Genomic DNA, 15,242 nt, shown 5'->3' on the forward strand with positions numbered 1-15,242 from the left:
CATACGAGGTGTCTTAGGGTCTGGGGGGCGCGGAGATGGGTATAAGAGACAGGTGTTTGGCCAGGGGGCGACCCCCTGGAACCCCCGTTACGGCCGAGAGGCCGTTTCCCGATCCGCTGGCGCGTCTCGTGAAACGGCCTCTCGGCCGGCGGGGCGGGCGACCTCCGGGCGTTGGGCGCCCTCCGGCCGCCCGCCCCGTGGTTCTGTGGGGCTCGGGTCAGACTGTTGGGCGTTGCATTGTGGGGGCGGGCGGAGCGGTGTCCTTCGCCGGGCTGGGGGCGAAGCCCTTGGCGGTGGCGAAGACGACCAGGATCAAGGCCGTGGGGACGATGAAGGCTATCCGTAGGCCGTGGTCGGCGCTCAGGGGGGCGATCGCGCCTACGACCGCGGCGCCCAGGACGAAGCCCACGTAGTTGAAGATGTTCACGCGGGCCACCGCGACGCCCAGGCCGGTCGGGTCGACCCGGCCGGCGGCGGAGAAGGAGACCGGGGCGATCACGCTGAGGCCGAGGCCGGCGAGCGCGAACGCCGCGATGGCGACCGCCGCGTTCGGGGCGGCGACCACGCCCGCCATGCCGACGAGGCCGACCAGGCCGCCGATCCGCACCACCCGGACGGCGCCCGAGCGGCGGACGGCGAGGTCCGCGACGGCCCGGCTGACCACCATCGTGATCTGGTAGGCGACGTAGCCGAGCGGCGCGACCCAGTCGCTCGCCGACAGCTCGTCGTCCAGGTACTTGGCGCCGTAGCTGGAGATCGCCGAGTCGGCGAGGTAGGCGACGGCCATCGCGGCGCCGACGATGAGGATCGGGCGCCACGGGACGCTGCGTCCGGCGGCCTTCAGCTCCTCGGCGGTCGGCCCGTCGCCCTCCTCAGCGCGGCGGTAGAGGCGGTGCCCGGTGGCGAGGGACCCGGCGATCCCCGCGGCGGCGGCGATCGCGAAGCAGGCGGACAGCGGCAGGTCGATCTTGTTGGACAGCGACGCCCAGAGGCCGCCGAGGATGCCGGCGACGCTCCACACCGCGTAGAAGCCGGTGATCAGGCTGAGGCCGTAGCGGCGCTCGACGGCGATGGCCTGGGCGTTCATCGAGGCGTCCACCGCGCCGACGAACAGGCCGAACGCGGCGACCGCGGCGTACAGCGCGACGTCGTTGTCGCCGGTGAGGCCGATCAGCGCGATCACGACCGCGACGGCGGGCTGGGAGACCCGCAGCACCGGGCCGCTGCCGAACCGCTGGAACAGGGCGCCGGACGCGACGCTGCCGACCCCCGCGACGAGCGGCACCATCAGCAGCACCAGCGAGAGCGTGGCGTCGCTGAGGTGGTGGGACTTCTGGATCTGCGGAACCTGCGTCACCAGCGAGGCGAAGCAGAGCCCCTGGACGGCGAACGCCGTGTACGCGGCGGACCGGGCCTGGCGGTCCCGTACGGTGATGCCCTGGGTCATGCGGCCCGACCTCTCTGCGAGGCACAACGTGAATAAGATTCGCGTCAGCGTAGAGACAGGGCGGGCCGCCGGTCAATCGTCTCCCGGGGGCGATCAGTCGATGAGGCGCCTGCGCATCCCCCGGACGGCGATGACCCACATCAGCGCCGCGAACGCCACCAGGCCCGCCAGATGCCCGAGGTCGGCCAGCGGGTGAAGGCCGAACACCGCGTCCCGGACCAGCTCGACGCAGTGGTAGAGCGGGTTCAGGTAGGAGACCTTCTGCGCCCAGCCGGGCAGCGCGTCCACCGGGAAGAACGTCCCGGCGATCAGGAACAGCGGCGTCACCACGCCGGTGATCACGTAGTCGAACGAGTTGATCGACGGGACGACCGAGGACGTCCACATGCCGAACAGCCCGAAGCCGAGCGCGGTGAAGAACGTGATGAACGGCACCAGCAGCATCCCGAACGCGGGATCCAGGCCGAAGAACAGCGCCACCACGATCGGCGTGCACGAGTACACCGCCGACTTCGCCGCGATCCACAGCGCCTCGGCCGTCACCAGCTCGTGGACGTCCACCGGCGCCGCGAGCATCCCGTCGTAGGTGTGCTGGAACACCCGCCTGATGTAGCCGTTGAACATGCCCGGGAACACCGACGTGAACAGCGCCGCCGTCCCGACGACGCCGGTCGCGACGAAGTCGAGGTACCGGTAGTCGCCGATGACCGCGACCATCGACCCGAACCCGTAGCCGAACGCGAGCAGGAAGAACGTCGGCTCCACCATCGAGGCGAACGACTGCGACTTCCAGTACCGCTTGTAGAGCGCCAGCTCGTGCCGCCAGATGCCGCGCACCGGCGCGAACTCGAACCGCCGCAGCCGCGGCGCCCGCTCCACTTCCGTCCGGGTCATTCGACACGCTCCCCGGTCAGCACCACGAACACGTCCTCCAGGCTGGCGGCGCGGCGCACGCCGTCCGGGCCCAATTCGTCCTCCAGCGAGGGCGGGATGGTCTCCGCCTTCAGCACCGACACCGACGGGCCCGTGCGGCGCGTCGGCAGCCCCGCGGCCCGCGCGAGCCGCTCCACCTCGGTCAGCCGGTCGGGCGGCCCGTAGTGCTCGACCACCCGGTCGCCCGCGAACTCGGCCACCAGCGCGGCCGGTGAGCCCCGCGCGATGACCTTGCCGTGCGACATCAGCGCGCACTCGTCCGCGAGGCGCTCGGCCTCCTCGATGTAGTGCGTGGACATCAGCACGGTCGTGCCGCCCGCGCGCAGCCCGTCGATCAGCCCCCACAGCTCCGCCCGCACCTGCGGGTCGAGGCCCACGGTCGGCTCGTCCAGCAGGACGAGGGCGGGCCGGTGCACCAGCCCGCGGGCGATCAGCAGCCGCCGCCGCATGCCGCCGGACAGGTCGTCCACCTTCGTCCGCTGCCGCTCGGTCAGATGCGCGATCGCGAGCGCGTCGTCCACGGCCCGGCGCCGCTCCTTGCGGGGCACCCGGTACAGGTGCGCGAACACCTCCAGGTTCTCGCGGGCGGTCAGCTCCTCGTCCAGGTTGTCCTGCTGCGGGACGACCCCCATCACGGCCCGCGCGCGCTTGGACTCGCGCGGGACGCCGAAGCCGAGCACCTCGATGCTGCCCTCGTCGGCGATCGCCTGCGCGGTCAGCATCTTCATGGTCGTCGACTTCCCGGCGCCGTTCGGGCCCAGCAGCCCCAGGCAGATCCCGGTGGGGACCTCCAGGTCCAGCCCGTCCACGGCGGTGAAGTCGCCGAACCGCTTCACGACGCCCCGCAGGCTGATCGCCGCCGTGCCGGCCCCGTCCCGGGCAGCGGCGATCTGGGCACGTTGCAAGGTCATACCCCTCACAGTAAGGACAGGCCCGGACACATCCCCACAGGTTTTTCGGCGGCCCCCGCGCCGGACGGCGGTTAATCTTCTAGATGTGGACGTTCCCCAGCGCCCGGCCGCGAAGGCCACCAGCGTGCGCGACCTGCGCGCGTCCGACGCCGACCGGGAACGCGTCGTCGCCGTCCTCGGCGAGGCGGTCGCCGACGGGCGGCTCAGCATGGCCGAGCACTCCGAGCGCACCGCCCGCGCCTACGCCGCCCGCACCCTCGGCGAGCTGACCGGCCTCACCGGCGACCTCGGCCCCGAGGAGGCGCAGCCCATCCTCGTGGACGACCGCCCGGTCACGGTCCTCTTCGGCCGCACCCGCCGGGAGGGGCGCTGGGTCGTGCCCGTGAAGCTGCCCGTGCTGGCCCTGTTCGGGACGGTCGAGCTCGACCTGCGCGAGGCCGTCCTGCAGCGCCGGCACATCGTGGTCGACCCGCTGGTGCTCGGCGGCCGGATCCGGCTCCTCGTCCCCGAGGGCGTCGGCGTGCGGGTCACCGGCCGCAGCATCCTCAGCACCCGCGACCTGCGGGCCCGCCCCGCGCAGGACGGGCCCACCGTCGAGGTCTGCGGCACCATGATCTTCGCCTCGGTGCGCGCCCGCGCGCCGAAGCGGTCGCTGCGCACCCGCGTCCGCGACCGCCTCGGCCGGGGCCGCCGCGCCTAGCGCCGCCGGTCAGACCGCCGTGTCGAAGTTGATCGCGCTGTAGGCGCGGAGCTTGGCGAGGTGGTGCTCGCTGGAGATCGTCCGGATCGTCCCGCTGCGGGAGCGCATGACCAGCGAGTGCGTCACCGCCGTGCCCTTGCTGTAGCGGACGCCGTCGACCAGCTCCCCGTCGGTGATCCCGGTGGCGGCGAAGAACACGTCGTCGGACGTCACCAGGTCGTCGGTGGTCAGCACCCGGCCGAGCTCGTGCCCGGCGTCCTCCGCCTTGCGCTTCTCCGCCTCGTCCTGCGGCCACAGCCGGCCCTGGATCACCCCGCCGAGCGCCTTGATCGCGCACGCCGCGATGATGCCCTCCGGGGTGCCGCCGATGCCGAGCAGCAGGTCGACGCCGGTCCCCGGCCGGGACGCCATGATCGCGCCGGCCACGTCGCCGTCCAGGATGAACTTGATCCGCGCCCCGGCCTCGCGGACCTCCTTCACGATGCCCTCGTGCCGCGGCCGGTCCAGGATGCACACGGTCACGTCGTTCGGCGAGGAGCCCTTCGCGCGGGCGATCGCGCGGATGTTGTCGGCGATCGGGCGCTCGATGTCGACGGCGTCCGCCGCCTCCGGGCCGGTCACCAGCTTCTCCATGTAGAACACCGCGGACGGGTCGAACATCGACCCGCGCGGGGCCACCGACAGCACCGCGATCGCGTTGTTCATGCCGAGCGCGGTCAGCCGGGTCCCGTCCACGGGGTCGACCGCCACGTCGCACTCGGCGCCGGAGCCGTCCCCGACCTCCTCGCCGTTGAACAGCATCGGCGCGTGGTCCTTCTCGCCCTCGCCGATCACGACGACGCCGCGCATGGACACCGTGTTGATCAGCTGGCGCATGGCGTTCACGGCGGCCCCGTCGGCGCCGTTCTTGTCCCCGCGGCCGACCCAGCGGGCGGCGGCCATCGCGGCGGCCTCGGTCACCCGGACCAGCTCCATCGCCAGGTTGCGGTCCGGCGCGGACGGCTCGGTCGTGAGCGGGGAGGAAACGGTGGTCTCATCGGACATGACGGGGCAGCCCCTTCGTTCGGTGGTGCCTCGGATTCTCCGGTGACCGGACGGCGGGTCACAAATTGGACCAGACCAGCCGGGAAACGGAGCGTACCGGCACCCGCGGTACCGACCGCCCGCGCCACCGGTATTTGACGGTCCCGCGGGCAAGGGATCGTTTCCCCATGGGAGAGGGCGTAATCTCAGGCGTCATGAGCAGCGACATCGACGTCTCGTCCGGCGAGGCGGCCCGCGGCGGGGGCGCGCGGTCCGCCGACTCCCCCGCGCGGACCTCCGACCGCGGCGCCGCCACCCGCGGCGCCCTGCTGGCCGCGGCGAGGGACGTCTTCTGTGCGTCGGGCTTCGCCCAGGCCGCGGTGACCGACATCGTCGCCAAGGCCGGCGCCAGCGTCGGCAGCCTGTACCACCACTTCAACGGCAAGGCGGACCTGTACCTCACGCTGTTCGAGGACTTCCAGGGCCGCCAGCAGGAGCGCACCCGCGACGCGATCAACGCCGTCCGCGAGGCCGGCGAGACCGACCCCATGCGGCAGTTCATCGCCGGCGCGGGCGCCTACCTGAACGGCTGCCTCGACGAGCGCGACGTCGCCCGGCTGTTCATCTCCGGCGACGGCCCGCCCGGGTTCGACCGCGTCATGCGCCAGCGGCTCAACAAGTGGGCGCGGCGCAACGCCGCGCTGTTCCACACCGCCGACGGCGGCGTGGACGAGGCCCTCGTCACCGTGCTGACCGGCGCGATGGCGGGCGCCGTGTCCGAGATCTCGCTGCTGGACGACGAGGTCGCCGCCCGCCGCCTCGCCGACAAGATCATGGGCATCGTCGGCACGATCCGCAACCCCGGTACCGAGCAGCGCTGACCGTGGGGGATCCTGGAGGGGTGACCGACAAGACCCCGTCCCCTGCCCCCGCCACGCCGGAGAGCGCGCCCGAGAGCGCGCCCGCGACCGCCGCGGAGACCGCGGGCGGCGCGGCGTCCGCGGCCGAGACCGCGGAGACCGGCGCCCGGGAGGAGCAGGGCGGCCAGGAAGACCACGGCGCCCCGGCGGAGCAGGGTGTCCAGGCGGAGCAGGGCGGCCGGGACGAGCAGGGGGCGCCGGCGGGACGTCCCGTCGTCGAGGTCAGCCCCGGCGTGCACAAGCGGCTCACGACCGGCCTCAGCGGCTTCGCGATCGCGATGGCCGCGTGCCTGGTGCTGGTGCTGGCGGTCTACGTGGTGTCGCCGCGCAGCGACGAGGAGGTCCTGCCGACGGTCGACTACAGCTCGCAGCTGTGGGCGATGCGCAACGACGCGCCCTTCACCGTGTGGGCCCCCGAGGGGCTGCCCGCCGGCTGGCGCCCGAACAGCTCCCGGCTCACCGGCCTCGGCGCGGGCGGTGACACGCCCGTCGCGTGGCACCTCGGGTTCGTGACGCCGAGCGACGAGTACGCGGCGCTGGAGCAGAGCGACGAGAAGGCGTCCGAGTACGTCCCGCGCATGGCCAACAGCGGCAAGCCGACCGGGACGCAGCAGGTCGGCGACGTCACCTGGACGAAGTACCACCGCAAGGACAAGAAGGCGAACACCCTCGCCCGCACCCTGCCGGACGGCAGCAGCGTCGTCGTGACCGGCACCGCGTCCTACGAGGAGCTGGCGGTCCTCGCGGCGGCCCTCAAGGCGCAGGCCAAGGGCGGCGCGAAGCTGGCGCCCTCGACGGCGCCGACACCCGGCTCCTGACGGCCGGGCCCGGGGTGGACGCCCGGGCCCGCGCGCCTCAGAACGGGGCGGCGTCGCCGTTCTCCGGACGGTCGAGGGCGGCGGCCAGCCGCGCGCGGGCGCCCTCCAGCCACTCCTCGCAGACCGCCGCGAGCCGCTCGCCCCGCTCCCAGAGCGCGAGGGACTCCTCCAGCGTCAGCCCGCCCGCCTCCAGCCGCTTGACGACCTCGGTCAGCTCGTCCCGTGCCTGCTCGTACGACGGCTTCTCCGCCGTCTCCTTGTCGTCCGCCACCTGCCCCACCCTAAGACCCCTCGCGGCCGGTCACGGTCACGCCGAGGCGCCCGTCGGCCAGCCGGACGTGCAGCGCCTCGCCGTCCTTGACCGCCGCCGACTCCCGCACCACCGCCCCGTCCTCGCGCTGGACGATCGCGTAGCCGCGCTCCAGCGTCGCGGCGGGGGAGAGGGCCAGCAGCCGGGCGCGGGTGTGCGACAGCTCGTCCCCGGCCCGGTCCAGCGCCCCCGACAGGCACCGCCGCGCCCGGTCCCGCAGCGCCGCGACCTGCTCGGACTGCCGCTCGATCTCCCGCACCGGATCGGCCAGCGCGGGCCGCGACCGCACCGCGCGCAGCCACGCCAGCTCCCGCTCGACGGCACCCGACAGGCACCGCCGCCCCCGGTCGCGCAGCTGCCGGACGAGCTGGAGCTGCTCCCGCACGTCCGGGACGGTCTTCTTCGCCGCGTCCGTCGGCGTCGAGGCCCGCACGTCCGCGACGAGGTCCAGGATCGGGGAGTCCTGCTCGTGGCCGATCGCGCTGACCACCGGGGTGCGCGCCGCCGACACCGCCCGCACCAGCGCCTCGTCGGAGAACGGCAGCAGGTCTTCCATCGCGCCGCCGCCCCGCGCGATGATGATCACATCGATCTCGGGATCGGCGTCCAGCGCCCGCAGCGCCTCCATCACCTCGCCGACCGCGTACGAGCCCTGCACCGCGGTGTTCTCCACCCGGAACGCGACCGCGGGCCAGCGCCGCCGGGCGTTCTGCAGGACGTCGTGCTCGGCGTCGGAGTCGCGCCCGCAGATCAGCCCGATCTTCCCCGGCAGGAACGGCAGCGGCCGCTTGCGCTCCGGCCGGAACAGCCCCTCGGACGCCAGCACCTGCTTCAGCCGCTCCAGCCGGGCCAGCAGCTCGCCGACGCCGACCGGCCGGATCTCCAGCACGCTGAGCGAGAACGTCCCCCGGTTGATCCAGAAGTCCGGCTTGGCGTGCACCACGACGCGGGCGCCGTCGGTCACCGCCGGGCCCGCCGCCTCGACCACGGCGCGCGGCCCGACGACCCGCACCGACATGTTCGCCACCGGGTCGCGGAGCGTCAGGTACACCGTCCCGCCGCGGGCGTTGAGGTCGGTGATCTGGCCCTCGACCCAGATCCGGCCGAGCCGGCCGATCCAGCCGCTCACCGCCTGCAGGACCGTCCGCACCGGAACCGGGGATTCGGCCGTGGTCTCCATCGCCATGCAGGAACACTACTGACTACGACCCCGAGGAGAGTGATCCGTGACCGCATCCGACCGCGAGCTCGCCGAGCAGCTCAACCTGCGCCTGCGCCACGTCGTGCTGATGCTGCGGCAGGCCGGAGCCGACCAGCCGGTCACCAGCCAGCAGCTGTCCGTGCTGGGCTCGCTGGAGCACGGGCCGCGCCGGATGACCGAGCTCGCCGCCGAGCACGGCGTCCGGCTGCCGACCATGACCGCCCAGATCAACCGGCTGGAGCGGGACGGGCTCGTCGCGCGCGGCCGGGACGGCGCCGACGCCCGCGTGGTCACGGCGCGGCTCACCGGGGCGGGCCGGGAACTGCTGGCCGCCGGGCGGGAGCGGCGGCTGTCGTTCCTCGCCGACCGGCTCGCGCACCTGTCGGGCGACGAGCGCGCGCGGATCGCCGCGGCGCTGCCCGCCTTCGACAAGCTCTTCACCGGCCCCTGAGACGCCGGGAGCCCCCGGGGCCTGCCCAGGGGCTCGCGGTGCGCTCGTCCGGTGTCCTCGGTGCCCTCGGTTCAGTTGAGGCCGTTGAGCTTGGCGATGCGGCGCTCGTACATGCGGATGATGTCCTCGCGCGCTGCGTGCTGGCGCTCGTACTCGCGCAGCAGCTTCACCTGCTCGACCGTCAGGCCGCGCAGGCGCGCGCGCAGCTGCGGCAGCGTGGCGGCGTCGTAGTCGGGCACGGGCAGGTCCGCGGCGATGTGCTCCGCCTCCGCCGGGGCGGCGGGCTTGGTCTCCGGCTTCGGCTCGAACGCCTTCTCGTCCTTGGCGACGGCCTCGGCGGTCGTCTCGTCGGATGCCTCCGCGGGCGCCTCCCCGGACTTCGCGGGCTTGGCCGGCTTGGCGGACTTCGCCGGCTCGGCCGGCTTCGCGCCCGGCGCGGGCTCGGCGGCCTCCGGGCTCGGCGCGGGCTTGGCCTGCGGCGCGGGCTCGGGCGCCGGCTCCGCGGGCTCGGGCGACGGGGCCGGCTTCGCGAGCGGCGCCCGCTCGTCCGCCGGCGCCTCCGCCGCGGACTTGGCGTGCCGCCGGCCCAGCGCGCCGGGCTTCGCGGGCTTCGGCGGCGGGCCCGGACGGGCGTGCTTCGGCCGGTGCCGCGTGCCCGTCTCGGCCTCGGTCTCCGCCTTCGGCTCGGCCTTGGGCCCGGTCGCGGCCCCGGGCTTGCCGACGGAGATCTCCGTGCCGGCGGTGCGGGTTCCCTCGCCGCGCGCGGCGGCCGTCCGCCCCGCGGGCCGGGTGCGGCGGACCGGCTCGGGCTCGGGCGCCGGCTCCTCGCCGCGCACCCGCTCGACGACGCGCTCGACGACCTTCTCGGCCGTGCCCTGCATGTCGTCGCGCAGCCGCCCGAGCACCGGCTTCACGCCGCCGCCCTGGGTGATCTCCTTGTAGTCCCTGGTGACCCGGTCGCCGAGCAGCAGGGCCCGGCCGACGCCGAACATGGCCAGGCGGACGGCGTGCAGCGGGAGATCGCGAACCTGCTCGCCCACCGTGTCCCGGACCTGCTCCTTGAGGCGGCGCGGCGATTTCGTCATCGACTCTTCCTCTTCCTGCCTCGTCTGGTGAACTTCACTCTGCCCCACGGGTGCGATCGCGGTCACCCCGGGTTAGTGGATTTCTGTCCAAAGACACCGTGGAGTCGGTCACAGCCAGGTCACTCCCACGATCCGGTGACTCGTACGATAGGGGCATGACCGCCAACAGCCAGCGCCGTGTCCTGCTCGCCAAGCCGCGTGGTTACTGCGCAGGCGTCGACAGGGCCGTCCAGACGGTCGAGATCGCCCTGGAGAAGTACGGGGCGCCGATCTACGTCCGCAAGCAGATCGTCCACAACGTCCACGTCGTCAAGACGCTGGAGGAGCGCGGCGCGATCTTCGTGGACGAGACCGAGGAGGTGCCCGAGGGGGCGATCGTGGTGTTCTCCGCGCACGGCGTCGCGCCCGCCGTGCACCAGGAGGCCGCGGGCCTGAACCTGCGCACGATCGACGCGACGTGCCCGCTGGTCACCAAGGTCCACAAGGAGGCGGTCCGCTTCGCCGCCGACGACTACGACATCCTGCTCATCGGCCACGAGGGCCACGAGGAGGTCATCGGCACCACCGGCGAGGCGCCCGACCACATCCACCTCGTGGACGGCCCCGACGACGTCGCCAACGTGACCGTCCGCGACCCCGACAAGGTCGCGTGGCTCTCCCAGACCACGCTGTCGGTCGACGAGACCGTCGCCACCGTCGAGAAGCTCCGCGAGCGGTTCCCCAACCTGATGGACCCGCCGTCCGACGACATCTGCTACGCCACCCAGAACCGGCAGGTCGCCGTGAAGGAGATGGCGGCGCAGGCGCAGCTCGTCATCGTGGTCGGGTCGACGAACTCCTCCAACTCCGTGCGGCTCGTCGAGGTCGCCAAGGAGCACGGGGCCGACAACGCCCACCTCGTCGACTACGCCGAGCACATCGACCCCGCCTGGCTGGAGGGCGTCACCACGGTCGGCGTCACGAGCGGCGCCTCCGTCCCGGACGAGCTCGTCCAGGAGGTCCTCGCCTGGCTCGCCGAGCGCGGCTTCGGCGAGGCGGAGGAGATCGAGTCCGTCTCCGAGCACATGCGCTTCTCCCTCCCGAAGGAGCTCCGCAAGGACCTCCGCATCACGCCCGTCTAGACGCGGCATCGCGCGGCGGGCGCCGCTCAGTCCACCTCGCCGTGGTGGAGGCGGCGCTCGCCCGTCGTCACGGGGGACTCGTCCCACCGGACGGGGTTCTCGTTCTCCTCCTTCTCGAACAGGCGCATCCCGGCGAGCTTGTCGCGCAGTTCGCGGACGTTCGTCATGAGCCCCCGCGCCAGGCAGATCACGAGGACCAGCAGCGTCCCGAAGAACAGCCACGGCGCGGTGGCCGCCAGCGCGGTCAGCACCCCGACCGTGACGCCGCGCAGCAGCGAGCCGTCGCCGAGCGCGGTGGCGAACACGACCGTGAACGTCGCCGCGAAGAACACCAGCGGCGGGCTGACAACGAGCGTGAGCAGGTCGGGCGGGCGCGTCGCGAACGCGGCGAGCGCGCAGCCGATCGCGAACCCGGCGCCGGCGAGCAGCGGCACCCCGAACCAGCGCGACAGCAGCCCGCACAGCACCCCGGCGGCGAACATCACGACGATGCCGCCGCGGCCGGTCAGCATGACCGGGCTTCCGGCGCCGGCCGAGCGCGCGCGCGAGCGCGGTGCCGCGGCGCCGTGCTGACGTCCCACTGCACCCTCCGGAGCCGGCGGGGCGCCGCCTTGCGCACCGCGTACCGTCGATGAACTCATCGCCACCCCTTCGCTCCGGGGAACCGGCGCCCCGCACCGCCCGGTTCGCCCCGCTCGTGCGCGTCGCGCCGGTCGGCCTGCTCGGGAATGGCCTGTGAGCCGAAACCTACCGCTTCGGGCGCCGGGGCGGGCTGAGCACGCTCGTCCTTCCGGGGGTCGTCCTCCAGGGGGTCGTCCTCCAGGCGGTGCTCCTCGGCGGTCAGTTCCGCTGCGGAGAGCGCGCGGGGGCTCTCCTCCACGGGACGGGGCCCTTCCAAGCCGTCCTCGACCACGCCCAGCTCGTTCAGCTTGCGGGCGCTGACGAGGACGCGCGTCTCCAGCGAACCGACCGTCCGGTTGTAGGACTTGATGGCCCCGGTCAGGGCGCGCCCCAGTTCGTCGACGTGCTGGCCCATCGTGCCGAGCCGCTCGTACAGCTCCTTGCCCAGCTCGAAGACCGCGCGCGCGTTCTTTGAGAGGGCGGCCTGCTGCCACGCGTAGGACGCCGTCCGCAGCATGGTGATGAGGGTGGTCGGCGTGGCGATGTGCACCCGCCGCCGCATCGCGTACTCCAGCAGGCCCGGGTCGCGGTCGAGCGCGGGGGCGAGGAACGCCTCCCCGGGGATGAACAGGACGACGAACTCCGGGGCCGGGCTGAACGCCTGCCAGTACGACTTCGCCGCCAGCCGCTCGACATGGTCGCGCAGGTGGCGGGCGTGGGCGTCCAGCCGGACCGGGTCGCCGCTCTCGGCGGCCTGCAGGTACGCGGCCAGCGAGACCTTGGAGTCGACGACGATGCTCTTGCCGCCGACCAGCCGCACGACCATGTCGGGACGGACAGTCCCGTCGGCCGTGACCGCGCTTGCCTGCTCGTCGAAGTCGCAGTGGTGCGCCATGCCCGCCAGCTCCACGACCCGGCGGAGCTGCAGCTCGCCCCACCGGCCGCGCGCCTCGGGCCGCTGCAGCGCCCGGACCAGCGACTGGGTCTCGCGGCGCAGCTGGTCGGAGCTCTGCCGGACGAAGTCGACCTGCTTGGCCAGCATCGCGTGGGACTCCCGGCGGCCCGTCTCCACCTCCCGGAGCTGCTCTTCCACCTTGGCGAGGGTCTCCTTGAGCGGCGCGACCAGGTGCTCGACGGCCTGCTGGCGGCGCTGCAGCTCGCCCGCCGCCTCCACGCCCGCGGCCTTGAGCCGCGCGTCCGCCAGTTCGAGGAACCGCTGGTTGCTGGCGTCCAGGGCCTTCGCGGACAGGTTCTCGAAGTGCTCGGCCATCCGGTCCTCGGCGTAGGCGAGCTTCTCCTCGGCGGCCCGCGCCCGCGCGATCAGCGCGCCCTGCCGGCCCGTCGCGAGCGCGTACCCGGCGACGGCGCCGAACACGGCGCCGAGGAGCAGGCCGGCGAACAGCGCGAGGTCCATCCGCTCATCGTGACAGCGCGGCGCCGAAGCGCGATCGCGACGCGCCGGGATGCCGCGGGACGCCCCGTCCCGGACATTCGGCGGAACCCGCGGACGTTCCGGGCAGTACGCGGCGCGCCCGGGCGCCCATAAACTTGACCGCCGTGAGCCTCTCCATCGGAATCGTCGGGCTGCCCAACGTCGGCAAGTCCACCCTGTTCAACGCGCTGACCAAGAACGACGCGCTGGCCGCCAACTACCCGTTCGCGACCATCGAGCCCAACGTCGGCGTGGTCGGGGTGCCCGACCCGCGCCTGCACACGCTGGCGGAGATCTTCGGCTCGCAGAAGGTGATCCCGGCGACGATGGAGTTCGTCGACATCGCGGGCATCGTCAAGGGCGCGTCCGAGGGGCAGGGGCTCGGCAACAAGTTCCTCGCCAACATTCGCGAGACCAACGCGATCTGCCAGGTCATCCGCGCCTTCGAGGACCCGGACGTCACGCACGTGGACGGCGACGTCGCCCCGTCCCGCGACATCGAGACGATCAACACCGAGCTGATCCTGGCCGACCTCCAGACGATCGAGAGGGCGCTGCCGCGCCTCGACAAGGAGGCCCGCACCAAGAAGGACAAGGACAAGCTCGCCGTCGTCGACGCCGTGAACGCCGCGCAAAAGCTGCTCGACGACGGCGTGACGCTCTTCGCGGGGGCGGAGAAGGCCGGCATCGACCTGGCACTGCTGCGCGAGCTGCACCTGCTCACGGCCAAGCCGTTCCTCTACGTCTTCAACCTCGACGAGAGCGAGCTGACCGACGAGGCCCTGCGCGCGCGCCTGCGCGACCTGGTGGCGCCCGCCGAGGCGATCTTCCTGGACGCCAAGATCGAGGCGGAGCTGATCGAGCTGCCGGACGACGAGGCCCTCGAACTGCTCCAGGGCATGGGGCAGGAGGAGTCGGGCCTGTCGCAGCTCGTCCGCATCGGGTTCGGCACGCTGGGGCTGCAGACGTACCTGACGGCGGGCCCCAAGGAGGCGCGCGCCTGGACGATCCGCAAGGGCGACACCGCCCCGGAGGCCGCCGGCGTCATCCACACCGACTTCCAGCGCGGCTTCATCAAGGCGGAGGTCGTCTCGTTCGACGACCTCGTCGAGGCCGGCTCGATGGCCGCCGCCCGCACCGCCGGCAGGGTCCGGATGGAGGGCAAGGAGTACGTGATGCAGGACGGCGACGTCGTGGAGTTCCGCTTCAACGTCTGACCGGCCCGGTGGAGGGCGCGTCACGGTCCGGCAAGGGCCGTGACCAGTGTGATTTTGGCAACAGCCGGTCTTCGTGGTGCCGTTGGGGCGGACGAGGCCGGTGAGCTGCCGTTTTGCTGTGTGATGTCGCGTATCGGCCAGTTTGTCGGTTTCTTTCGGGAATGGATTGCGGCCGTCACCGCCACCCGGTCACCAAGCAACGACCGAGTCGCGCCGCTTGTCCGGAACCTGGACCTGCGCACTCTTCGGAGCCTTGGATAGGGGATCGTCACCGTTTGGCAATCTTCCCCGTTCCTGTTGAGGTGGATTGCATTATCCACAACCGCGTGCCGGGGCTGTGCTTCGCTGCGATGCGCTGGAACAATTGACGCCCGTGGTTACCCTGGGCCCGAAGGTGGGTTCGGAAAAGCCACCGGAACATGACCAGGCACACAGGACCGCGCCGACCGGGGGCGAGGCGCGAGCGGAGGCAGGATGGCTCGCAGGTCGGCCGTGGGACGCGGCCGTGACACCGCCGTAGTCGAGGAGACCGCGGCGCCCGCCCGGGCGCTCGCGTCCTCCGTCGACCCCTCGTGGGACCTGTCCGAGCGGGACGGTCGCCGCGGCGGGTCCGGTGCCGGCGGCCCGCGGGGCGGCCGCTGGGGCGGGTCCGGCGGGCGCTGGTGGGTGTGGGTCGGCCGCGCCGTGCTCTGGGCGCTGATCCTCGTCATCCTCGTCAACGGCGTGCGCGCCCCCTTCGAGCGCTTCACCGCCGACGAAGACCCGACCACCCCGGCCGGCGGCAGCGGTCCCAAACCCGCGCGGGGCGCCGGGTTCCCCAGCAGCGCCGCGGGCGCGTTCGCCATCCAGTTCGCCAACGTCTATCTCAACTACGACCAGAAGACCGCGCCCGCCCGCGAGGCGCAATTGCGCACCTTCCTGCCCGACGGCGCCGACGCGCAATTCGGCTGGAACGGCGTCGGGAAGATGCAGGTGCAGAGCGTCCAGGTCGCCGGGGTCGACGCCCGCGACGCCAGCAACGCGACCGTCACGCCTGTCGCTTATACACATCT

The 15,242-nt window shown here is 72.9% G+C and carries 15 protein-coding genes and 1 pseudogene; 7 read left to right on the forward strand and 9 right to left on the reverse strand.

The features are described from left to right. Positions 1 to 217: 217 nt before the first annotated feature. The 3 genes from ETD96_RS26325 to ETD96_RS26335 all read right to left on the reverse strand — a co-directional run bounded on the left by ETD96_RS26325 (position 218) and on the right by ETD96_RS26335 (position 3,291). Complete coding sequence (locus tag ETD96_RS26325; protein WP_171069243.1) at positions 218 to 1,447, reverse strand: MFS transporter; 1,230 nt, start codon at positions 1,445 to 1,447, stop codon at positions 218 to 220. A 93-nt stretch (positions 1,448 to 1,540) separates the two neighbouring features. Continuing rightward, entirely contained in the window at positions 1,541 to 2,341 is an 801-nt protein-coding gene (locus tag ETD96_RS26330; protein WP_138639170.1) for an ABC transporter permease, read from the reverse strand. Beyond that, positions 2,338 to 3,291 (reverse strand): ABC transporter ATP-binding protein, encoded by a 954-nt coding sequence (locus tag ETD96_RS26335; protein ID WP_138639171.1) that lies wholly within the window; start codon positions 3,289 to 3,291, stop codon positions 2,338 to 2,340. Before ETD96_RS26335 ends, ETD96_RS26330 begins: the two co-directional genes overlap by 4 nt. A gap of 85 nt (positions 3,292 to 3,376) precedes the next feature. Here ETD96_RS26335 and ETD96_RS26340 point away from each other — a divergent pair, with 85 nt between their 5' ends. Continuing rightward, positions 3,377 to 3,991 (forward strand): DUF1707 SHOCT-like domain-containing protein, encoded by a 615-nt coding sequence (locus tag ETD96_RS26340; RefSeq protein WP_240808231.1) that lies wholly within the window; start codon positions 3,377 to 3,379, stop codon positions 3,989 to 3,991. A gap of 9 nt (positions 3,992 to 4,000) precedes the next feature. Here the strand turns inward: ETD96_RS26340 and glpX are convergent, their stop codons facing one another. Beyond that, positions 4,001 to 5,035, reverse strand: coding sequence for a class II fructose-bisphosphatase (gene glpX / locus ETD96_RS26345; RefSeq protein WP_138639172.1), 1,035 nt, complete (start codon positions 5,033 to 5,035; stop codon positions 4,001 to 4,003). Positions 5,036 to 5,229: 194 nt separating this feature from the next. On the opposite strand from glpX, the gene ETD96_RS26350 reads away from it, so the two are divergent. Next, on the forward strand, positions 5,230 to 5,895 hold the full coding sequence (locus ETD96_RS26350; protein ID WP_138639173.1) for a TetR/AcrR family transcriptional regulator: 666 nt from the start codon (positions 5,230 to 5,232) through the stop codon (positions 5,893 to 5,895). A 20-nt stretch (positions 5,896 to 5,915) separates the two neighbouring features. Then, entirely contained in the window at positions 5,916 to 6,752 is an 837-nt protein-coding gene (locus ETD96_RS46915) for a DUF4245 domain-containing protein (protein WP_240808233.1), read from the forward strand. 37 nt (positions 6,753 to 6,789) lie between these two features. Here ETD96_RS46915 and ETD96_RS26360 read toward each other — a convergent pair whose 3' ends face one another. After that, positions 6,790 to 7,023, reverse strand: coding sequence for an exodeoxyribonuclease VII small subunit (locus tag ETD96_RS26360; protein ID WP_138639174.1), 234 nt, complete (start codon positions 7,021 to 7,023; stop codon positions 6,790 to 6,792). A 10-nt stretch (positions 7,024 to 7,033) separates the two neighbouring features. Beyond that, on the reverse strand, positions 7,034 to 8,248 hold the full coding sequence (gene xseA / locus ETD96_RS26365; RefSeq protein WP_138639175.1) for an exodeoxyribonuclease VII large subunit: 1,215 nt from the start codon (positions 8,246 to 8,248) through the stop codon (positions 7,034 to 7,036). Positions 8,249 to 8,288: 40 nt separating this feature from the next. Here xseA and ETD96_RS26370 point away from each other — a divergent pair, with 40 nt between their 5' ends. Next, positions 8,289 to 8,714 carry a MarR family winged helix-turn-helix transcriptional regulator gene (locus ETD96_RS26370; RefSeq protein WP_338072601.1) on the forward strand — a complete coding sequence of 142 codons (426 nt, stop codon included), beginning with the start codon at positions 8,289 to 8,291 and terminating at the stop codon, positions 8,712 to 8,714. A gap of 71 nt (positions 8,715 to 8,785) precedes the next feature. Here the strand turns inward: ETD96_RS26370 and ETD96_RS26375 are convergent, their stop codons facing one another. Then, a complete protein-coding gene (locus tag ETD96_RS26375) occupies positions 8,786 to 9,799 on the reverse strand; it encodes a DUF8129 domain-containing protein (protein WP_138639176.1) in 1,014 nt (337 codons plus the stop codon). 155 nt (positions 9,800 to 9,954) lie between these two features. Here ETD96_RS26375 and ETD96_RS26380 point away from each other — a divergent pair, with 155 nt between their 5' ends. Further along, positions 9,955 to 10,920 (forward strand): 4-hydroxy-3-methylbut-2-enyl diphosphate reductase, encoded by a 966-nt coding sequence (locus ETD96_RS26380; RefSeq protein WP_138639177.1) that lies wholly within the window; start codon positions 9,955 to 9,957, stop codon positions 10,918 to 10,920. A 26-nt stretch (positions 10,921 to 10,946) separates the two neighbouring features. On the opposite strand, the gene ETD96_RS26385 is transcribed toward ETD96_RS26380, so the two are convergent. Together ETD96_RS26385 and ETD96_RS26390 are read right to left on the reverse strand one after the other, a co-directional pair. Then, positions 10,947 to 11,501 carry a DUF6542 domain-containing protein gene (locus tag ETD96_RS26385; protein WP_240808235.1) on the reverse strand — a complete coding sequence of 185 codons (555 nt, stop codon included), beginning with the start codon at positions 11,499 to 11,501 and terminating at the stop codon, positions 10,947 to 10,949. A gap of 56 nt (positions 11,502 to 11,557) precedes the next feature. Continuing rightward, positions 11,558 to 12,955 (reverse strand): DNA recombination protein RmuC, encoded by a 1,398-nt coding sequence (locus ETD96_RS26390; RefSeq protein ID WP_138639178.1) that lies wholly within the window; start codon positions 12,953 to 12,955, stop codon positions 11,558 to 11,560. 143 nt (positions 12,956 to 13,098) lie between these two features. Between ETD96_RS26390 and ychF the strand changes: the two genes are divergently transcribed. Beyond that, positions 13,099 to 14,190, forward strand: coding sequence for a redox-regulated ATPase YchF (gene ychF, locus ETD96_RS26395; protein ID WP_138639179.1), 1,092 nt, complete (start codon positions 13,099 to 13,101; stop codon positions 14,188 to 14,190). Positions 14,191 to 14,664: 474 nt separating this feature from the next. Further along, positions 14,665 to 15,242 (forward strand): annotated as a pseudogene (locus tag ETD96_RS26400) (conjugal transfer protein); the annotation flags it as partial.

Origin of the sequence: Actinomadura geliboluensis, assembly GCF_005889745.1 — a bacterium.
Classification (GTDB): Bacteria; Actinomycetota; Actinomycetes; order Streptosporangiales; family Streptosporangiaceae; genus Spirillospora; species Spirillospora geliboluensis.

Bases quoted from the DNA above. Each gene is read 5' to 3' on its own strand.
- xseA (WP_138639175.1), bottom strand. From the start codon at position 8,248: ATGGCGATGGAGACCACGGCCGAATCCCCGGTTCCGGTGCGGACGGTC.
- ETD96_RS26330 (WP_138639170.1), bottom strand. From the start codon at position 2,341: ATGACCCGGACGGAAGTGGAGCGGGCGCCGCGGCTGCGGCGGTTCGAG.
- ETD96_RS26390 (WP_138639178.1), bottom strand. From the start codon at position 12,955: ATGGACCTCGCGCTGTTCGCCGGCCTGCTCCTCGGCGCCGTGTTCGGC.
- ETD96_RS26350 (WP_138639173.1), top strand. From the start codon at position 5,230: ATGAGCAGCGACATCGACGTCTCGTCCGGCGAGGCGGCCCGCGGCGGG.
- ETD96_RS26380 (WP_138639177.1), top strand. From the start codon at position 9,955: ATGACCGCCAACAGCCAGCGCCGTGTCCTGCTCGCCAAGCCGCGTGGT.
- ETD96_RS26335 (WP_138639171.1), bottom strand. From the start codon at position 3,291: ATGACCTTGCAACGTGCCCAGATCGCCGCTGCCCGGGACGGGGCCGGC.
- ETD96_RS26325 (WP_171069243.1), bottom strand. From the start codon at position 1,447: ATGACCCAGGGCATCACCGTACGGGACCGCCAGGCCCGGTCCGCCGCG.
- ETD96_RS26375 (WP_138639176.1), bottom strand. From the start codon at position 9,799: ATGACGAAATCGCCGCGCCGCCTCAAGGAGCAGGTCCGGGACACGGTG.
- glpX (WP_138639172.1), bottom strand. From the start codon at position 5,035: ATGTCCGATGAGACCACCGTTTCCTCCCCGCTCACGACCGAGCCGTCC.